Origin of the sequence: Acidovorax sp. LjRoot38 (assembly GCF_964252975.1) — a bacterium.
In the GTDB taxonomy this organism is placed as follows: Bacteria; Pseudomonadota; Gammaproteobacteria; order Burkholderiales; family Burkholderiaceae_C; genus Acidovorax; species Acidovorax facilis.
Genome location: NZ_CAXUPT020000015.1, coordinates 21,668 through 40,645, shown reverse-complemented (window position 1 = coordinate 40,645; position 18,978 = coordinate 21,668). Strand labels below are relative to the sequence as shown.

The 18,978-nt window shown below is 65.8% G+C and carries 17 protein-coding genes and 1 pseudogene; 10 read left to right on the top strand and 8 right to left on the bottom strand.

From position 1 onward, the window contains the following. Positions 1–264 precede the first annotated feature (264 nt). From ACSQ22_RS21830 to ACSQ22_RS21815, 4 genes are all read left to right on the top strand, one after another. A complete protein-coding gene (locus ACSQ22_RS21830; protein WP_436131518.1) occupies positions 265–1,389 on the top strand; it encodes an MlaE family ABC transporter permease in 1,125 nt (374 codons plus the stop codon). Further along, entirely contained in the window at positions 1,386–2,273 is an 888-nt protein-coding gene (locus ACSQ22_RS21825) for an ABC transporter ATP-binding protein (protein WP_121421978.1), read from the top strand. The genes ACSQ22_RS21830 and ACSQ22_RS21825 overlap by 4 nt, the downstream gene beginning before the upstream one ends. After that, complete coding sequence (locus tag ACSQ22_RS21820; protein WP_436131517.1) at positions 2,273–3,235, top strand: MlaD family protein; 963 nt, start codon at positions 2,273–2,275, stop codon at positions 3,233–3,235. The genes ACSQ22_RS21825 and ACSQ22_RS21820 overlap by 1 nt, the downstream gene beginning before the upstream one ends. Before the next feature lie 174 nt (positions 3,236–3,409). Further along, positions 3,410–4,108 (top strand): ABC-type transport auxiliary lipoprotein family protein, encoded by a 699-nt coding sequence (locus ACSQ22_RS21815; RefSeq protein WP_436131516.1) that lies wholly within the window; start codon positions 3,410–3,412, stop codon positions 4,106–4,108. A 30-nt stretch (positions 4,109–4,138) separates the two neighbouring features. Here ACSQ22_RS21815 and ACSQ22_RS21810 read toward each other — a convergent pair whose 3' ends face one another. From ACSQ22_RS21810 to ACSQ22_RS21795, 4 genes are all read right to left on the bottom strand, one after another. Then, positions 4,139–4,711 (bottom strand): hypothetical protein, encoded by a 573-nt coding sequence (locus tag ACSQ22_RS21810; RefSeq protein ID WP_436131515.1) that lies wholly within the window; start codon positions 4,709–4,711, stop codon positions 4,139–4,141. Positions 4,712–4,774: 63 nt separating this feature from the next. Then, on the bottom strand, positions 4,775–6,145 hold the full coding sequence (locus tag ACSQ22_RS21805) for an NAD(P)/FAD-dependent oxidoreductase (RefSeq protein ID WP_436131514.1): 1,371 nt from the start codon (positions 6,143–6,145) through the stop codon (positions 4,775–4,777). 114 nt (positions 6,146–6,259) lie between these two features. Next, positions 6,260–7,705 carry a DUF1501 domain-containing protein gene (locus ACSQ22_RS21800; RefSeq protein WP_121421982.1) on the bottom strand — a complete coding sequence of 482 codons (1,446 nt, stop codon included), beginning with the start codon at positions 7,703–7,705 and terminating at the stop codon, positions 6,260–6,262. 11 nt (positions 7,706–7,716) lie between these two features. Next, entirely contained in the window at positions 7,717–9,729 is a 2,013-nt protein-coding gene (locus ACSQ22_RS21795) for a DUF1800 domain-containing protein (protein ID WP_436131513.1), read from the bottom strand. Between the two features lie 427 nt (positions 9,730–10,156). Here ACSQ22_RS21795 and ACSQ22_RS21790 point away from each other — a divergent pair, with 427 nt between their 5' ends. From ACSQ22_RS21790 to ACSQ22_RS21775, 4 genes are all read left to right on the top strand, one after another. Then, a complete protein-coding gene (locus tag ACSQ22_RS21790) occupies positions 10,157–10,375 on the top strand; it encodes a CsbD family protein (protein WP_055398709.1) in 219 nt (72 codons plus the stop codon). Positions 10,376–10,494: 119 nt separating this feature from the next. Next, on the top strand, positions 10,495–11,076 hold the full coding sequence (locus tag ACSQ22_RS21785) for a hypothetical protein (RefSeq protein ID WP_121421983.1): 582 nt from the start codon (positions 10,495–10,497) through the stop codon (positions 11,074–11,076). Positions 11,077–11,274: 198 nt separating this feature from the next. Next, complete coding sequence (locus ACSQ22_RS21780) at positions 11,275–11,790, top strand: hemerythrin domain-containing protein (protein ID WP_121507840.1); 516 nt, start codon at positions 11,275–11,277, stop codon at positions 11,788–11,790. Positions 11,791–11,885: 95 nt separating this feature from the next. Continuing rightward, positions 11,886–12,932 carry a sensor domain-containing diguanylate cyclase gene (locus tag ACSQ22_RS21775; RefSeq protein ID WP_121421985.1) on the top strand — a complete coding sequence of 349 codons (1,047 nt, stop codon included), beginning with the start codon at positions 11,886–11,888 and terminating at the stop codon, positions 12,930–12,932. An 88-nt stretch (positions 12,933–13,020) separates the two neighbouring features. Here ACSQ22_RS21775 and ACSQ22_RS21770 read toward each other — a convergent pair whose 3' ends face one another. Together ACSQ22_RS21770 and creD are read right to left on the bottom strand one after the other, a co-directional pair. After that, positions 13,021–13,341: a hypothetical protein gene (locus ACSQ22_RS21770; RefSeq protein WP_255577879.1), complete on the bottom strand. Its 321-nt coding sequence runs from the start codon at positions 13,339–13,341 to the stop codon at positions 13,021–13,023. Further along, positions 13,338–14,819, bottom strand: coding sequence for a cell envelope integrity protein CreD (creD, locus tag ACSQ22_RS21765; protein WP_218301227.1), 1,482 nt, complete (start codon positions 14,817–14,819; stop codon positions 13,338–13,340). Before creD ends, ACSQ22_RS21770 begins: the two co-directional genes overlap by 4 nt. Positions 14,820–15,002: 183 nt before the next feature. On the opposite strand from creD, the gene ACSQ22_RS21760 reads away from it, so the two are divergent. Continuing rightward, positions 15,003–15,383: a phosphopantetheine adenylyltransferase gene (locus ACSQ22_RS21760; RefSeq protein WP_436131512.1), complete on the top strand. Its 381-nt coding sequence runs from the start codon at positions 15,003–15,005 to the stop codon at positions 15,381–15,383. Here the strand turns inward: ACSQ22_RS21760 and creC are convergent. Beyond that, on the bottom strand, positions 15,380–16,846 hold the full coding sequence (creC, locus tag ACSQ22_RS21755) for a two-component system sensor histidine kinase CreC (RefSeq protein ID WP_218301226.1): 1,467 nt from the start codon (positions 16,844–16,846) through the stop codon (positions 15,380–15,382). The two genes, ACSQ22_RS21760 and creC, sit on opposite strands and share 4 nt — an antisense overlap. Positions 16,847–17,284: 438 nt before the next feature. Between creC and ACSQ22_RS21750 the strand changes: the two genes are divergently transcribed. Further along, positions 17,285–18,547, top strand: coding sequence for a porin (locus ACSQ22_RS21750; RefSeq protein ID WP_436131511.1), 1,263 nt, complete (start codon positions 17,285–17,287; stop codon positions 18,545–18,547). An 18-nt stretch (positions 18,548–18,565) separates the two neighbouring features. Here the strand turns inward: ACSQ22_RS21750 and ACSQ22_RS21745 are convergent. Next, positions 18,566–18,760, bottom strand: a pseudogene (locus tag ACSQ22_RS21745) (two-component system sensor histidine kinase CreC); the annotation flags it as partial. Positions 18,761–18,978: the final 218 nt, after the last annotated feature.

Here is an 18,978-nt window from a genome sequence, read left to right as displayed (position 1 = left end):
CGCACGGCCCTGGGGTTCCTCTGCACGAATCGCCGCGCCGTGTGCATCTGCGGTCTGGGGCGGTCTGCGGCGTTGCAAAACCTCGCAATAGCTGCGGCTATTGCTGCGTTTGCGCCTTGCAGCCCATCCCGATCCGCAGCGCACACTTTCCGCTCGATTCGTGCAGAGGATCCCTGGCGGGCATCAATCCTACGTGCCGCCTGCGTCCGGCTCCGCTACCATGCACGCTCCCTTTCATTCTTGGCAGCCCGCGCTGCCCAGTTCATGACCGACCCCGCTCCTCGCATTGTTCGCGCCGACACGCCCCAGGGGCCTTGTGCGCAGCTGCACGGGCGCTGGGGCGCGGCGGAGCTGGGAACCGGGACGCAGTGGCAGGCCGTGTCGGGTCAGCTACGCAGCCACCCGGCCGCGCCCACGCTGGGCTGGGACCTGATGCAGCTGCAGTGGCTGGACCACGTGGGCGCACAGTTGCTGTGGAACCACTGGCAGCATGCCTGGCCCGAGCGCCTGGCTTGCACCGACGCCCAGCGCGACATGCTGGCGCGCGTGGCGCAGTTCACCTGCACCGCGCCGCCGCCCGAGCCCTGGCGGCTGGGTGAGCAGGTGGACCACCTGGGGGTGCTGGTGCTGCACGGCGTGGACCATGCCCGCCACATGCTCGAAATGGTGGGCCGACTGGTGCTGGACCTGGGCCGCCTGGCGCGCGCGCCGCGCAAGGGGCCGTGGCGCGACGTATCGGGCCACCTGTACCGCATGGGGGCCACGGCCCTGCCCATCACGGCGCTCGTGGGTTTTCTCATCGGTGTGGTGCTGGCCTACCTGATGAGCCTGCAGCTGCGGCAGTTCGGGGCCGAGTCGTTCATCGTCAACATCCTGGGTATCTCGCTCATCCGCGAGCTGGGGCCGATGCTGGCCGCCATCCTGGTGGCGGGGCGCTCCGGCTCGTCGATCACGGCGCAGATCGGCGTGATGCGCGTGACCGAGGAACTCGATGCCATGCGCGTCATGGGCATTCCTCACGGCTTTCGGCTGGTGATGCCGCGCACCATTGCGCTGGCACTGGCCATGCCGCTCATCAGCGTGTGGACCACGCTGGCAGCGCTGGCGGGCGGCATGCTGGCGGCCGACGTGGCCATGGACATCTCGCCCGGCTACTTCGTGCAGGCCCTGCCCGCCGCCGTCAAGATCGGCAACCTGGGCCTGGCCATGGCCAAGTCGGTGGTGTTTGGCGCGTTCATCGCGCTCATCGGCTGCCACTGGGGCCTGCGCGTGAAACCCAACACCCAGAGCCTGGGCGAGGGCACCACCGCTTCGGTGGTCACGTCCATCACCATGGTGATCATCGTGGATGCGTTGTTCGCTGTGGCATTTAAAAACATAGGCATATGAGCAGCCACGCACGCACATCATTGCCCGAGCACATCGCCGTCGCGCCCGGCGAGCCGCCCATCGTGGACGTTCAGGGCCTGTGGACGCAGTTTGGCAAGGGCGATGAAACCTTCACCGTGCACCAGGACCTGAACTTCACCGTGCAGCGCGGCGAGATGCTGTCGCTGGTGGGGGGCTCGGGCACGGGCAAGACGGTGCTGCTGCGCCAGATCCTGGGCCTGGCCCGGCCTGCGCGGGGGCAGGTCACAGTGCTGGGGCGCCCGGCGTCCGAGATGGGGCGCGAGGGCGCGGCCAGCCGCGTGGGCATGCTGTTCCAGCACGGCGCGCTGTTCTCGGCCTTCAATGTGCTCGACAACGTGGCCTTTGCGCTGCGCGAGCAGGGCACGCTGCCCGACGACCTGGTGCGCGATGCCGCGCTGGTCAAGCTGCAGATGGTGGGCCTTCAGCCCGAGCACGCCACGCGCATGCCGGCGGATCTGTCGGGTGGCATGGTCAAGCGCGTGGCGCTGGCGCGTGCGCTCATCATGGACCCGCCGCTGCTGCTGCTCGACGAACCCACGGCGGGGCTGGACCCCAGCAGCTCCGACGACTTCTGTGCGCTGCTGCGCGAGCTGCGGGCCGCGCTGGGGCTCACGGTGGTCATGGTCACGCACGATCTCGATACGCTGTTTGCGCTGAGCACCCGCGTGGCCGTGCTGGCTGATAAGAAGGTCATCGTCACCGGTCCGCCGCACGAGGTGGCGCATTTCAAGCACCCGTTCATCGAACATTTCTTCCTGGGTGAACGTGGCCAGCGCGCCATGGCCCCGGTGCAATCCGTGGAGCACGCCCTGGCAGCACAGACTGCCGCCGCCGTGCCCACGCCCGACAAGGAACCCAGCTGATGGAAAACAAATCCCACGCCCTCGCCGCAGGCATCTTCGTGCTGGTGGTGGCCGCCATGCTGGCGGGCCTGGCCATCTGGCTCACGCGCGACAGCGCCAACTACGAGCAGTACGAGCTGTCCACCAAGGACGGCGTGAGCGGCCTGCAGCCTCAGGCCGCCGTGCGCTACAAGGGGGTGGCCGTGGGCAAGGTCACGCGCATCGGCTTCGACCCGCAGGTGACGGGCAACGTGCTCATCCGCATTGCCGTCAACGAGCAGGCCCCCATCAGCCCCACCACCTTCGCCGTGCTGGGCTACCAGGGCGTGACGGGCCTGGCCCACGTTCTGCTGGACGATGCCGACCAACCTTACCCCGAGCTGCCCCCGGGCCCCAGCGGCCTGCCGCGCCTGCCCATCAAGCCGTCGCCGTTTGGCAAACTCGCGGAGCAGGCCCCCGCCATCCTCACCCAGGTGGAAGAAGCCACGCGGCGCATCAACCAACTGCTGGGCGACACCAACCAGCAAAAACTCACCGAAGCCCTGGGCAACGTTGCCCAGGCCGCAGGCAGCGTGAACACGCTGACCCAGCGGCTCGATGCCACCGTGGCCCAGCGCCTGGACCCGGCCCTGGCCGCGCTGCCCCCGCTGGCCAGCGATGCGCGAAAGACCCTTCAGTCCCTGCAGCAGGCCGGCGCCAGCGTGTCGGTGCTGGCGGCCGACGTCAGCAAGACCACGCAGCGCCTGGGGGCCGAGGGCGGGCCCATCGACCAGATCACCATCGGCACGCAGTCCCTCGCCCGCGCGGCCGACCAGTTCAGCACCACCACGCTGCCGCGCCTGAACCGCGCGGCCGACGACACCTCGCGCGCGGCACGCACGCTCAGCCGCACGGCGGGTGGCGTGGCGGACAACCCCCAGCTGTTCATCTACGGCTCGGGCCGCATTCCGCCCGGCCCGGGCGAACCTGGTTTCGCGCCCTGAGAAGGTGTGAACGAACCCACCATGCCCGCTCATTCCCCCAAAACACACCCGCTCGTCGTTGCAAATGCTCGCCATAGCCCGCGCTATGGCTGCGCTTTGCGCCTGGACCGGCCGCGTTTCGGCGGCCTGCTCGGGCACGCCGGATTCATTCACACCTTCTGAGGAGAAGCGTTGATGAAAAATACTATTAAAAACATAGCTGCTAGCGATTTCCCATCAAGCGCTAGAGGTCTATTTGTTTCAGTTCTTGCTGTGGGACTGCTGGGTATCGCCGGCTGCTCGGCGCTGCCCAGCCCGCCCTCGCGCCCCGTGCTCTACGACTTTGGCCCCGGCCCGGTCGCCACGGCCCCCAGCGACCGCCGCGCGCCTTTGCCCCCGTTGGCGCTGGCCGATGTAGAGGCCCCGGGCCTGCCCGAGGGCAGCAACGCCGTGCTTTACCGCCTGGCCTACGCCGACGCCCAGCAGCTGCGCCCCTACAGCCAGGCCCGCTGGAGCCAGCCACCCGCCCAGTTGCTGCAGCAGCGCCTGCGCGAGCAGCTCGGCCAGCGCCGCGCCATCCTGAAGGCCGACGACGGCGCGGCCCAGGCGCGCGACGCCGCCCAGGGCGGCCGCTTGCCAGCCGTGCTGCGCGTGGAGCTGGAAGAGTTCAGCCACCTGTTTGCCAGCGCCTCGGATAGCGCGGGCGTGGTGCGACTGCGTGCCACGGTGGTGGACCTGACCCTGGGCGGTGAAGCGCTGCGCGGGCAGCGCGTGTTCACCGTGCGCACCCCGGCGCGCAGTGCGGATGCAGCAGGCGGCGTGGCTGCATTGGCCGATGCATCGACTCAGGTGGCGCAGGAAGTGGCGGAGTGGGTGGAGCAGGTGGGGCGCTAATCCAGCGCATGGGCTGGGTGCAGCTTGCTGCTACCTTTCAAAGTAAAGCGCGGGCGCCAGATTCCAGTCGCCAGCGCATGTCACCATCCTGAGCGTGCTGATGGACACCGAAGTCCACGCACGGCCCGATTTTGGGTAGCCATAGGCGCAAACACCGTATCTCCGGCTTGCGGAGTTGGCATGGTTGAACAAGGGGGGATCGTAGTAGGTCGGGTCGATGTGCAGTACCAGTGCCGCATCGGTATCTCTTGCGGGCACCCTCAGGTTGTTGGGCAGCTTCTGTTGCTGAGCAGCAGACAGATCGGTTTTCCAGTTGTCCGCAATCCGTTGGGGGAAGGGCTTGTCCACGTACTTGATTTCAAGCACGGCGTCCTCAGTGGTCGTTTCAGATAGAAAGGCGAACCCTTGTGCGCCCATGTCCGGATTGATGACTGTGCATGCGATGAGTGGCTCGGCTTGGCTACTCCAACCTGCGGAAGAGACGTTGAGCATGGCGCTTTCCGAGAACAGAGGAATGACGCAACTCGCCGATGTCGCACCGGTCGTCTGCGCGATGGAGAGCGCGGTCACTGCAACTAAAAGCCTGGTTTTGAATGCCTTCATTGGATGGTCCCTGCTGGTGATGATTTCTGTAGTGAGTGGCACGTTGTTGTCGCGCCGCAAAGATTAGCCGGTTTCCGTGTTTGTTTTGCCCTCAATCCCCGTCACCACCCGCGCATAGCGCGCAAAGCTCCAGTACGCCCAGGCCCAGTCCAGCAGCACGACCAAGCGGTTGCGAAAGCCGATCAGGAAGTAGACGTGCGCGAACAGCCAGAACAGCCACGCAAAGTAGCCCGAAAACCGCACCGGACCAGCGGGCGAGGTGAGGTCCACCACGGCGGAGTTGCGGCCGATCGTGGCCAGGTTGCCGTAGTCGCGGTAGCGAAACGGCTGCGTGGCCTGGCCGGCCAGGCGGCGCAGGATGTTGGCGGCCGTGGCGCGCCCCATCTGCTTGGCGCCGGGTGATACACCGGGAACGGGGGTGGGCTCCTGGCCGGGCGCGTGGCTCTTGGCAGCAGCCAGGTCGCCGATGACGCTGATCTCGGGGTGGCCGGGCAGGCTGAGATCCGGCGCTACCACCACGCGGCCCGCCCGGTCGGTGGCGCAACCCGTGGCCCCGGCCAGCTGGCGGCCCAGCGCCGAGGCCGCCACACCGGCCGCCCAGACAATGCATTTGCTCTTAATCTGATAGCTATTTGCACTTGTTGGTTGAGCGCTGGATGGCGATTCGACCATCAATCCGTCGCTGTCGATGGCGGTGACGCGGGCGTTCAGGCGCACTTCCACGCCCAGCTTTTCGAGCTGCTCCCTGGCGCGCTGGCTCAGTGATTCGGGCATGGACTGGAGCACGCGGGGGCCGCCTTCAAGCAGGATGATTTTTGCGCTGGCCGGGTCGATGTGCCGGAACTCGCCGGGCAGTGTGTGGCGTGCGATCTCGGCCAGCGTGCCCGCCATCTCCACGCCCGTGGGGCCTGCGCCCACGACCACAAAGTTGAGCCAGTCGGCGCGGCGGGTGGGGTCCGCTTCCTTTTCTGCCGCCTCGAAGGCCAGCAGGATGCGGCGGCGGATCTCGAAGGCATCGTCCAGCGTCTTGAGGCCCGGGGCATGGGGTGCCCAGTCGTCGCGGCCGAAGTAGCTGTGGGTGGCGCCTGCAGCGACGATCAGGTGGTCGTAGGGCAAGGGGGCAGACGGGTGGGGCCCGTCCTTCAAATGCACCGTGCGCGCTGCCACGTCGATGTGCGTGACTTCGCCGAGCAAGGTCGTGACGTTGGGCTGCTGCCGAAACAGGTGCCGGATGGGCGCAGCGATGGCCGGCGCCGACAGCCCGGCCGTGGCCACCTGGTAAAGCAGGGGCTGGAAGAGGTGGTGGTTGGTCTTGTCGATGAGCGTCACGTCCAGCGCGGCGCCGCGCAGCGCTCGGGCGGCTTCGAGGCCGCCAAAGCCGCAGCCGATGATGACAACACGGGGGCGGGGCGAGGGAGCGGAGGAAGTGGTCATGCCCCCATTATTGGGGCTCGCAGCTTCCGGGCAGCCTGTGAAACGGGCGCCCTCCCGGACACGGGCAGCCAAGCAAGGGCCGCCCCGCAGCGCAGCCGCTCAGGGGGGCTCACATTACGCCATGAAACCCAGGTTGGTCGGGTAGTCGGCCCCGCCAAAGTGGCTCAGGTTGGGCAGCACGCCCGCCAGTTCGCTGTTGCTCACGCCAAACCAGCTGGCCAGCGTGGCCGCGTACTGGTCCACCGAGGTGCTGGGCAGCAGGCGGCCCTGGCCCACATGCCACTGGTCGTTGGCATCGGCAGTGTTGGTGATGCTGACCGGCGGCGCCTTGCCATAGAAGGCCTTGCCCTTGACTGCGCCACCCACCATGAGATGGTGGCTGCCCCAGCCGTGGTCCGAGCCGTCGCCGTTGGAGCTGAGCGTGCGGCCGAAGTCCGAGGCTGTGAACGCCGTCACCTTGTCGGCCACGCCCAGTTCGACCGTGGCGTTGTAGAACGCGGTCATGGCTTCGCTCACGCGCTGCATGAGCGTGGGCTGCTGCGAGATCAGGTTGTCATGCAGGTCGAACCCGCCCAGCGACACCATGAACACCTGCCGTTTGCTGCCCAATGCGGTGCGTGCACCAATAAGGCGGGCGACCATCTTGAGCTGGTCGGCCAGCGAATTGCTGGTGGGGAAGGCCGTGGCCAGCGTGACACCGGCCAGCCCGGAGGTGATGGAAGCCTCGGCGCCCACAGCCCGCGCGGTGACGCGGTTGTATTCGTTCTCCAGCGTCTGGCCGCTGGTTTGCTGGATCAGCGAGGTCAGCGCTGCGCGCACGGCCGTGGAGCCGTAGACATTGCTTTTGACACCGTTGATCGGGATCGCACCGTTGGTGCTGACCTGGTACTGCAGCGCGGAGTCGCCCGAGAGGAACACCGCATTGCCCGTGACGGAGATGCAGGTGAACAGCGAACTGCCGTTGGAGGACAGCGCCAGGTCGCCGATGTTGCCGCCCCAGCCCACGGTGGAGCCTTCGGGCGAGGACGACTGCCAGACCGATTGCTGGTCGTTGTGCGAGAACAGCTTGGGGGGCAGCGGGTACAGCGCACGGTTGCTGCCGCTGTACTGCGCACGCGTGAGTGGAACCACCAGGGGGCCCACGTTCAGCTGCACGGCTGCCTTGCCGGTGTTGAACAGGTTGGTCAGCCCGGTCATGGCAGGGTGCAGCGCGTACTGGCGCCCACCGGCCAGTGGCGTGGTGGGCGCGAGCAGGGTGGGGGTCAGGGCGGACTTGGCCAGGGCAATGCCCCCCGCCGTCTGTCCGGCACCGCCTCCGCGCGCGGCGCTGTATTTGTTGTAGCTGTCGTCGTCATAGGTAATGACGGTGTTGGCGTAGTCGTTGCCGCCGTACAGGAAGACGCAGACCAGCGCCTTGTAGTCGGTGGCCGTGAAAGCTGCGGCTTCGCCCACGGCGGCGAGATTGAGCGCAAAAGGCAGGGCGGTGCCTGCCATGCCCAGCTGAGCGGAGCGGCGCAGGAAAGCGCGGCGGGAATGGAGGTCGGGTTGGAGGAGATGCATGGCGGCGCGCCTTATTTCTGGATCAGGTATTCGGCCGAGGCCATGACGAGGAAAATCGCGGCCGCCACGCGGTCACGTTTGGCGTTGTCCGTGCTTGCCGCCGTGACGGGGGTCGTCTTGAGGGCGTCTGCGATGAGCTTGACGGTGGCTGCAGACAGCTGGCCAGCCGTCATGAGCAGGTTGATCCGGTCTACCAGCGCATCGGCATCGGCCACGATGGCCAGTTCGTTGGTGTAGGCCGCCTTGATGTCGAAGCCGTTGTTGCCGTTGCTGCCGTTGTTGGGCAGGTCTGGCGCGTTCACGAAGATGCCGTTGCGGATCACGCCCTGCATGTAGTTGAGGTAACCGCCCACGCTGCTCTCGTTGACCAGCTGGAACTCGGGCGCCACGGCACCGGCCGTGGCCAATGCCGTTGAAGGCGGCACATAGCCTGGCCGGAAGAAGTTGAACACCGACGGTGAGCGCAGCGGGCTCTGCGCCAGGCGCGAGCCGGCCGAGCTGAGGTCGCCGATCTTCCAGCTGCCGTATTGCGACGCGATGCCAAAGGTGCGGCCCCACTGCACAAAGCGCAGCATGGGCTCGCGCAGGCGGCCGAACATGGGGTCCGTGAGCCCGGCGGGCGCACGGGCTTCGTCGTCGAGCAACACAGCCTTGACCACGGCCCGCAGGTCGCCCCGCACGCCGAGGCCGTTGTTGTTGAATGCGGCCGCCACACGGCTGATGTAGCCGGGTGACGGGTTGCTGGTGACCAGGCGCTGGATCAGCTGCTTGCCGATGAATGGCCCCACGTTGGGGTGGTTGAAGATGGTGTCCAGCGCCGTTGTGAGCGCCGCCGCACCGGGTGTGCCAGCGGCAACCGTGGTGCCCAGGAAGGTGGCGGCCAGCGTGGAGTGCCGCGACTCGTTGAGTGCCATGGGCAGCCGCGTGAAATGGGTGCTGGGCACGGTGCGCGTGGTGCCAGGCACAGTGGTCGGGGCATTTTGCGACTGGTCGTAGTCGTAGCCTGTGAACACGCGTGCCAGGTTGGTGATGTCGCTCTGCGTATAGCTATCGACCACCTGGCCCGAGCCATTGCGCTTGGCCGTGCCATCCTGGTTCAGCTCCACGAGCCCGATGGACATCAGCTGCAGGATCTCACGGGCATAGTTCTCATCGGGCTGGCGGCCGGTGGAGGGGTTTTCCTTCTGGTTGCCGCGCGTGTTGAGGTAGTAGCCCATCGCTGGATTGAGGGTCACGTCCTCCAACAGCTTGCGGAAGTTGCCGAAGGCATTGGCAACCAGCTGGTCCCAGTAGTGGGCGATGGCATGGCTGCGCCAGCTGAAGTCCAGGCCCGAGAGCGATACCACGCAGATCTCGGACAACGCGAGTGCCACGCGTTTGCGCAAGCCGTCGCTGGATGTCATGAGCTGTTGCCAGATCATGTAGTCGCCCGGGTAGGTGTTGTCGTAGTACGACGTGGCGTTGTCCACCGTGTTGTACCCGCGCTGGTTCAGCCAGTCCCACCCCTTGGTGCCGACGGGCAGGCTGAACTGGTTGTTGATCCAGCTGTCGTAGGTGCTGGCGCGCAGGGTGGCGATTTCGCCGGTGGATGCCGAGAACTGCGCTTGCAGGAGAAACCGCGCCGCTTCCTGGTCGGTGTCGGCCCGTGTGTAGGTGTAGCTTCCAGCTCCCGGGGCTGGCGGTGGGGGCGGCGGCGTCGCAGGCCCTGGAGCGGGTGTGGGGCCGGGTGCTGGCGCAGGCCCTGGGGCGGGCGGCGTGGCGGGACCCGGTGCGGGGGCCGGGCCAGGCGCAGGTGCCGGGCCAGGGGGGGGCGCAGAGCCCGGTGTTGGCGTCGTGGGTGGGCTCACGGTTTCATCAGCCGCATCACCACCACCACAGGCCGCCAACGCCACGCTGGCCATCAGGGCGGCGAGCGTGGCCTCCTTGGGCAACGGGGCCGGGCGCGGAGCCGGCTTTGTGGTGTCGATTCCCTCTGCAACCTCGGCAGGCGCTGCTGCGCAAGGCTCCTCTTTCAACAATGTCATGGTGGTTCTGCTAGTTGTTTGTCACGCGAGCAACACCCTGCGTAGAGCCTTCCAACGCATCGCGTGTACGGGCCGTCTGCGTTGGTAGCTCTGCCCTGGGTGCCAAGGCCGGTGAATCAAGTGTATGGATTTGCAACTGGGAGGCACTCGGGCTAAATCGTTATGAATGACTACAAAAGTCACCAAATGCAACTTTTTACCCAATGAGGCTGGTTTCGACTATTGCGTATTCACCCATGGTTTTCTGAGCGGCGATCCAGAGCGGCTTGTCTGGCATCGGTGTAGTCCACAGGCCGACGTTCTCTGCCTCTGACAGCCTACGTGTGGCGCGCCGCGGGGTTTCTACAGTGGGCTCATCGCTGACCGGCACCGTTTACCGCCATATCGGTGGCATGGCCGCAGCGAAACAACCGCAAGGAAGAAGACCATGAACGAAGACACCCTCAAGGGCAACTGGAAGCAGTTCAAAGGCAAGATGATTGAACAGTGGGGCAAGCTCACGAACGATGACTTTGACGTCATTGATGGCAAGCGTGAACAGTTCCTGGGCAAGCTGCAGGAGCGCCAGGGCATTGCCCGCGACGCAGCCGAAAAGCAGCTCAAGGAATGGCAAGAACGCCACCCGGACTTCCGCTTCAACGACTGACCGGTTGCCCGGCGCAGGGGCCCGGCCCCTGCCCTGCAGCAACACGGGAAACGACGGCTCCCGCACCCTGGTGCAGACAGCTGGACACCCCTGAATCACCCAATCCCGAGGAGAAACCCATGAAATTCGCACGTACTCTGATCGCATCCGTGGCTGCCGGCCTGCTGGCAACCTCTGCCTTCGCCATGACCGAACCCGAGCACAAGGCCGCCAAGGAGCGCATCTCGGCCGACTACAAGGCCGACAAACAAAAGTGTGATGCCCTGAAGGCGAACGCCAAGGACGTCTGTGTGAAGGAAGCCAAGGGCAAGGAAGATGTGGCCAAGGCAGAACTGGAAGCCCAGTACAAGCCGAGCCCCAAGGCCACCCAGAAGGTGGCAGAAGCCCGCGCTGACGCTGCCTACTCTGTCGCCAAGGAAAAATGCGATGACCTGAAGGGCAATGAAAAGGATGTCTGTGAAAAGGACGCCAAGGCTGCCCAGGTGAAGGCCAAGGAAGATGCCAAGGTTGCCGCAGCGCAGGCCAAGCCTGCTGACAACGCCGCCGAAAAGGGCGCCGCCGTGGCAGAGGCCCGCAAGGATGCCAACGCTGAAAAGAACGACGCCAACTACAAGGCCGCCAAGGAGCGCTGCGATGCGCTGTCGGGTGATGCCAAGTCCAAGTGTGTAGACGACATGAAGCGCATGTACGGCAAGAGCTGATCCGCTGGGGACCTCTCAGTGGCCGGTACTCCCAGCCGCTGGCAGTCTTCACAATGCCCCGCCCCGTGCGGGGCATTTTTTGTTGTGGGGTCCGGATGGTGCTGAGCGGTTGATGCCGAACTGACCTGCATCAACACGCCCTGGTGGCTGGCGGCCTAAGCTCGTTCCCTGTTTTTGTCTCGCTGCAAAGGGATTCCCATGGCACAACTCGAATGGTCGGACGCGCTGGCCCTGGACCTGCCCCTGATGGACGACACCCACCGCGAATTCGTGGACCTGCTGGCCGCCGTGGACCGGGCCGACGATGCGCAGCTGCTCTCGACCTGGCATGCGCTCGTGGAGCACACCGATCACCATTTTGCGCAGGAGGACGCCTGGATGGAGTCCACCCGTTTTGCCTCGGGCAACTGCCACAGCATGCAGCACCGGGTGGTGCTGCAGGTCATGCGCGAAGGGGTGGTGAGGGCCCAGCAAGGCGACCTGCAAGTGCTGCGTGTGATGGCCAGCGAACTGGCGCTGTGGTTTCCGCAGCACGCCCAGAGCATGGACGCTGCGCTGGCCCTGCACTTGCGCCGTGTGGGCTTTGACCCGGTCTCGGGCGTGGTGCACGCGCCGCACGCGTTGCCGGGCGAACTGATCCAGGGTTGTGGTGGATCGACCTGCTCCGACACCTCGGCCGGTGTTGCCGCCACCGAGCCAGCGGCAATGGCCTGAGAGCGTCAACAGGCTCTTACCCCCGTGCGCAGGCCGCGCCGGTGTGGCATGCTGCCAAGTCTCTAGGCAAGTGGGCGGCATGACCGCTGTGTTTCATGGCCGAAACCTCTTCCCCAGTGGCTCTGTACGACGAGGCCGCAAGTCTCCAAGCCCTGCAGCGCTATGGCATTCTCGACACGCCGATGGAGCCCGCCTACGACGACCTGGCAGGGATTGCGGCCCATGTGTGTGAAGCCCCAGTCGCCCTGATCAGCCTGCTCGACAGCCACCGCCAGTGGTTCAAGGCCTCAGTGGGGCTCCCGCTGCGGGAAACCCCGCTGGACCAGTCCGTGTGCCGCTACGCCGTGCGGCAGCCCGGCGTTTTCATCGTGCCCGACCTGGCGAAGGATGCGCGTTTTGCGCACTTCAGCATCGTGACCCAAGAAAATCCGCTCCGCTTCTATGCCGGGGCGCCGCTGGTCACGCCCGATGGTTATGCCCTGGGCACGCTCTGCGTGCTGGACCACCGGCCGCGCCATCTGTCCCAAAAGGCCCAGGACATGTTGTGTGCGCTGGCGCGCCAGGTGATCCGCCTGCTGGAGCTCAAGCGCGCCAACGACCGCCAGGGCCAGATGCTGGTGGAGCTGGAAGAAGCGCGCCGCCAGATGGCCGTGCTGGCCCATACCGATGTGTTGACCGGCCTGGCCAACCGGCGCTCGTTCACCGCGCGCCTTTTGCAGGAGCAGGCCCTTTTGCGGCGCGACGGCGAACCCGCCTGCCTGCTGATGATGGACATCGACCACTTCAAGCGCGTCAACGACGTGCATGGCCACCATGTGGGCGACCAGGCCCTGCAGCTTTTTGCCACGCTCTGCCGCGATGTGTTCCGCGCGGCCGACATGGTGAGCCGCTGGGGCGGCGAGGAGTTTCTGGCCCTGTTGCCTGCTACCCGGGTGGAGCAGGCCCAGGCGGTGGCGCAGCGTGTGCATGACGCGCTGACCACCCACCCGGTGCCGGGGGTGATGCCGCCCTTGGCGCTGACCGTGAGCATGGGGCTGTCCAACTTCGATCCCCTGCGCCCTCTCGACATCACCCTTCGCGCGCTGGATTCAGCGCTCTACGCAGCCAAGCGCGAAGGCCGCAACCGCACCGTGGTGGTGTAAGTGCAGCGAATTTGCTTTAATTTTGATAGCTGCTAGCGCTTGTCAGTAAAGCGCTAGGGCCATATTCTTTCAATATTTCGACGCTGCTTCAGTGCCCTGCGGTGCGGGGCAGTATCAGCGCAGCCATGCGCCATGAAAGATCCCGCAGGGCCCGGCGCACGGCGGGCGAATCCTGCGCACCCACGGGGTTGGCATCGTTGCGCGGGCAGAACGCAGCCTCCAGGACGTGCTGCTTGGCGCAGACCAGCGCCACCCGGTCTTGCGCCCGCAGGGCCGCCATCAGCTGGTCGCGGTGGCGCTGCACGCGCTGCGCCTCGGCCAGCGTCAGGGTGGGTGGGGGCGCGGCAGCGCCTGCGGCCGGGCCGGTCAGGTGCTGTGCCCAGGACAGGGGCGTGGTGCGCGTTGTCATACAGCGCTCACCGGCGGTGTAGGGGGCGTGGCGGGGCGCGCAGCCGGTGGGGCGGGAGGGCGCACCTCCGGTGGCGCCATCGGGCGGCGGGGCGGCGTGTTGCCCTGCGACAGGCCGTACCAGTTCACCTTGCGCGTCAGCACCATCACAGCGGTCAGTACCAGGAACAGCGCAATGGCACCCACCACCAGGGCCGTCTGCTCCAGCTGCAGCAGCACGTACAGCAGGCCATACAGCACCGCGATGCCCCCGCCCAGCGGGATGCCCCGTGCCAGGCCACCCAGCATGTGGCTGGCGTAGTAGGCGAGCAGCAGCACACAGGCGCTGGCGGCCACGGCGTACGAGATGCCAAACGGCAGGTGCTCCGACAGGCTCACCAGCAGCAGGAAGAAGCTGCACAGCGCGCTGCCCACCAACAGGTACTGCACCGGGTGCACGCGCAGCTTCTTCATCAGCTCGAACAGGCCCACGGCCACGAAGGTGAGGGCAATGAACAGCACGCCATATTTGGTGGCGCGGTCCGACAGGGAATAGGGGTTCACCGGGTCGATGAAAGCCACGCTGAAGCTGTCGGCGCAGTCGCCGGGGGTGGTGCCACCGGGCACGTAGTCGCTGTGGCTGCCGTCGTCTGTGCCGCCCAGGCAGATGCGTTTGCCGTTGGCAATGTCGGCCTGCGCCGTGGTGGCCAGAGACGACAGGCGCCACTGTGCCGCGAAACCGGTCTTCTTGACCTCGCGCTCCGACGGCAGAAAGCGGCCCCCAAACGACGGGTGGGGCCAGCTGCTGGTCATCTGCACCTCGGTGTTGCCACCCAGCGGCACGAAGGCCAGGCGTTCGGTGCCCACCAGTTCCAGGTCCAGCGTGGCGGTCAGTCCGTCGGCCTTGCCGCGCACCGATTCTGGCAGTGCCGCATGCAGGCCCCGGCTGTAGGTGGGGTGGAAGGTGCCGGGCTTGAGGGCCAGGGTCTGCGAATCCAGGGTGAACTGCGCGGTGCGGATGCCACGCGCGTCGCCCACGGCCATCATGACGATGGGTGCACCGCAGTGCATGCGCGAGTTTTTCATGCTGCTTTGCGGCACCAGGCTCGCCAGCGAACCCCACTGGGCCGTCACGTGGGCCTTGAGGTTGAAGGTGTTCACCTTGTGCAGGCCGCGCGCACGTTCTTCCATCGCGGCGCCGGTGCTGAGCTTGAGCTGCTCGGGCATGGCGGTCAGCAGGAACTCGCGGCGCTGCTCCACCATGCGGCGCTCATCGCCCTTGCCGGTCTCTACCTCCCAGCTCTCCACACAGGCGCTGTGGATCATCGGGCCCATCAGCGTCTGCGGTCCGGCCAGGCTTTCGGCCACGCTCTGGGCGGTGATGCTGCGGTAGCGCAACCGGTCGCGCACCACGTCTTCGATCATGCCGAGGCCAAAGAGCAGCAGCACGGTGATGGCGGCCAGCGCGGCCAGTTTGGTGAACAAGGGGTGTTTGAGCAAGAGATCCTCCACAAATGATGTTGTGGAGGCAGTGTTGTGGCCCGGTGTGAGGGCGCTATGAAGTTTGTGAGGCCAGTGTGAAGTCGGGCGTTGTGTCGGCATGACCTGTCAGGTCATCGACGGCCGAACTCCTTGCACCTACAAACGGCACATGGCTAAAAGAAACACGTTTAGGGGGGCGGCATGCGCTATGGGGTTCCGGTGATTCTGGTCTTGGTGGCAGTGGTCCATGCCCTGCCGCTGGTGGGCGTGCTCGGGGCGGGCAAGCTGGCGCAGCTGTACGGCACCCCGGTGCAGGATGCAGGCGTGGAGCTGCTGTTGCGGCACCGGGCCGTGCTTTTCGGGCTGCTGGCCGCCTTCATGGGCTATGCAGCCCTGCGCCCCGATCTGCATCGGCTGGGCCTGGTGGCGGGGCTGGTGAGCGTGGTGTCGTTTCTGCTGCTGTCGTGGCTGCAGCGGGGCAGCGCGCTCAGCGCCCCGCTGGTGACGGTCGTGCGGGTGGATGGGGTTGCACTGGCCTTGCTGGTGATGGGGCTCGCTCTACACCTGCGCCGCTCGCATTAACTGGCGGGAAACTCCAGCGCCACTTGCAACCCAGGCCCGGTATTGCGCACCACCATCTGCCCCCCGTGCAGCGCCATCACGCGCTTGACGATGGCCAGCCCCAGGCCCGATCCACTGCGCTCGCCGCCTGGCCGCGCGGTGGTGAAGAAGCGTTCGCCCAGGCGGGGCAGGGCGTAGTCGGGCACGCCGGGGCCGCTGTCCCGCACGGCCACGGTGGCGCCGTCCAGCTCCACCTGCACCGTGCTGCCTGCTGGCGCAAAGTCGATGGCGTTGTCCAGCAGATTGGTCAGTGCCATGGTCACGAGCTCGGCCTCCCAGGGGCCGTTGCTGCCCGTACCGGACAGGGCCAGCATGATGCCGCGTTGCGCAGCACGGGCGCGTGTCTGGCCGATGGCGGCCTCGGCGCAGGCCTGCAGGGCCACAGGCGCGCGGCCCTCGGCGTGGTGGCGCTGCTCCAGTTTGGACAGCTCCAGCAGTCGGTCGATGATGCGCTGCAGGCGTTCGCTTTGCTGCACCACCTGGGTCGCAAATTCGGCACGGTCGGCGGCGGGCAGCTCGTCCTGCAGCAGCTCGCCCGCGCCCCGGATGGCCGCCACAGGGCTTTTGAGTTCGTGCGTCAGCGCGCGCACGTAGCCCTCGATGTAATCGCGCCCCTCCAGCCGGGCACGCATGCGGTCCATGGCGCGGGCCAGGTCGCCCAGCTCGCCCGGTACCTCGGGCACGGCCAGGGCCGTGGTGGGCGGGGCGCCGGGGTCATGGCGCTCGCCATCGGCCGGGCCCTGCACGCTCAAGGCGTAGTCGCGCAGACGGCGCACGTTCCATACCATCCACAGCGTCACGGCCACGCCGACGGCGGCCGAGAGCGCCAGTAGCAAAAGGCCGCCCATGAACACCTTGCGCTCGGCGCGGTCGATGAAGCGCTGCACGGTGCGGGTGGGTTTGGCCACCGTCAGCACGCCTGCAATCTGTTCTTTCACGTAGATGGGCGCCGCCACATGCATCACGCCGCTGGTGTCGTCGTCTTCCACATCGCGCGTGGAGCGTGCGCCGTACTCGCCCCGCAGCGTGCGGGCCACGTCGCGCCACTGCGAGTAGTCGGCGCCGATGGCGCGGTTCTCCGAGTCGAACAACACACGCCCCGTGGTGTCGGTCACATAGATGCGGTAGTCCAGTGACTGCTTGGAGAAGCCCCAGATCGCCGCATCGATGGGCCGCGTGGCATAGCGTCGCACATGCTGCGCAAACGGGCTGGTGCTGCTGTTGTCAGCCCCCGCCGCCAACCGCCCGGCGGCCAGGTCTTCGCTGGCCAGCTCGGCCAGGATGTTGGCCGTGTCCACCATCATGTCCTCCATCACCTCGCGCACGCTGGGCTTGATCTCGGCCATGAACACGCGCAGCACAAAAAACGCGGCGATGCCGTTGATCAGGAAGAAGGCGAACAGCAGGCGGATGCCCAGGCGCATGGGGCAGTTCTCTTAAAAAATCTTGACCGGCAAAGCGTCTCAGAAGCGCTGAGTATCGGTATGGAGCAAGACGATGTGGGGGACGGGCAGTGCGTAGCACGCCTGGCGGACATGCTGGTCAGATCGTACAGGCGGTTGAATCGCAAGGTGAATTTGGCCAGGAAGCGCGATGCGGGCTCCCTGTGCGTGATGCTGCGACCCAGTCCTTGCCATCTGGCACGGGATGCACCGTGGGGACGCAAAGCCTGTTGCGCGGCCCACAAAAGTTGCAAACGCGCAACGTTTTCGCTCGAAAACAGATCGTTGCGACCGGGCTGCTCCAGCGATCCCGTGCTACCCGCTGTTACCGCTTGAGACATGTCACCTAGGCTGAACCCGGAGCTGCCCACGGTGTGGCGCGGGCTTCTGCCAATTTCATGCAGCAACAGGAGACAAGTTATGAACAAAATGCGTACCCTATCAGCGGCCGTGCTTGGGTGCTTTTCGTCGTTTGGCATGGCGCAAAGCGCGGCTGACGGGAGCAGTGTGACGATGTACGGCATCGTCGACGTTGGCATCCACCATGTCACCGGAGCACCCGGCGGCTCTAAGACCAGCCTTACCAGTGGGAACATGCAAGGTTCGCGCCTCGGATTCAAGGGAAATGAAGACCTGGGAGGTGGATACCGCGCCGTCTTCACGCTCGAATCGCGGCTCGAAGCTGACACCGGCGCACTGGGCAACCGCCCCATTTCCCAAGGGCGGCTGCCGGACCGACTCAGCAACGCTGGATTGTTGGGCCTGCCCGCTGCGCTTCAGCCTGCTGTGTCCGCAGTGGCCGCCCAGATCGGTAATTCCGTGGGCGTCAACTTGGGCAACAACTTCTTTGATCGGCAAGTATTCACCGGCCTGATCACCCCGTTCGGTGCCTTCACATTCGGGCGACAGTACACACCGGGCTACTTGGCCAACGCCAACTTTGACGCGATGAAGACCGAGTCCAGCCTGTCACTGGGACAGTTGGTGGCGATTCCGGCTTCGTTCGATATCCGCGTGAGCAACTCACTCCAGTACGGTCTGCAATGGAACGGATTCACCGCCACCGCGATGTACGCAGCCGGGGAAGTCGCAGGTCGGTCGAGCGCGGGGCGGCTGTGGGGTGCCATGGCCATGTACAACGGCAACGGCTATTCGTTCGGCGGCGGTTACAACACACGCAACAACGAACTGGGTGAAAAGTCGCTGACGACCGCTGTCCTCGGCGCGACGCTGGATGTCGGGCCGGGCACCCTGTCGGGCCAATTCAGCGTCATCAAGGACGACCATCCCACCAACCTGTCCGGCATTTCCGCAGTCCTGTCTGCCAACCCTGCCACGGCACCAGTGGCCGGTCTGGTGCAAAACGCCTTCATTCAGGGTTTCCGGCAAGACGCACGCCTGTTCCAGGTTGGCTACCGCATCACCAGCGGCGTGCACGCCGTGACCGTGGCCTACAACAACATGAACGACAAACGCCCGTTCAATGCGGATCGCGCGTCGTATGGGGTGGCTTACACCTATGCACTGTCCAAGCGCACCGACCTGAATGCCGTACTCACACACCTGAACAACAAAAACACGTCGCAAGACATGTTGGGCGGCAACGGATTTCTGGGTGGCGTTGCGGCAGCGCCCGGAAAAGACGTCAATAGCCTGGCACTGTCGATTCGCCATCGTTTCTGAGGGCTTGCGGAGCAGAGGCCCCAGTGCGAGCAGCACGGCCGCCAGGTCGTCGCCGGCCAGCTCGGCCAGGATGTTGGCCGTGTCCACCATCATGTCCTCCATCACCTCGCGCACGCTGGGCTTGATCTCGGCCATGAACACGCGAAGCACAAAAAACGCGGCGATGCCGTTGATGAGGAAGAAGGCGAAGAGCAGGCAAATGCCGAGGCGTATAGGTCATTGGGTATTTATCAACAACGATAGCTGTCAGCGCATGTTGGATAAGCTCTGGAGGCGAATTTGAGGCTCTTCTAGCGAGTGGTAGTGATGGAACTCGCCGCACGTCTGTAGACGGCGATTTCGACGTACGACATTTATCGAGTGCATCACTAGCATTCGCTAGAAGAGCCCAATTTGACTTGATTAGTGACCTGTCGCAGATGTCTCCCCCG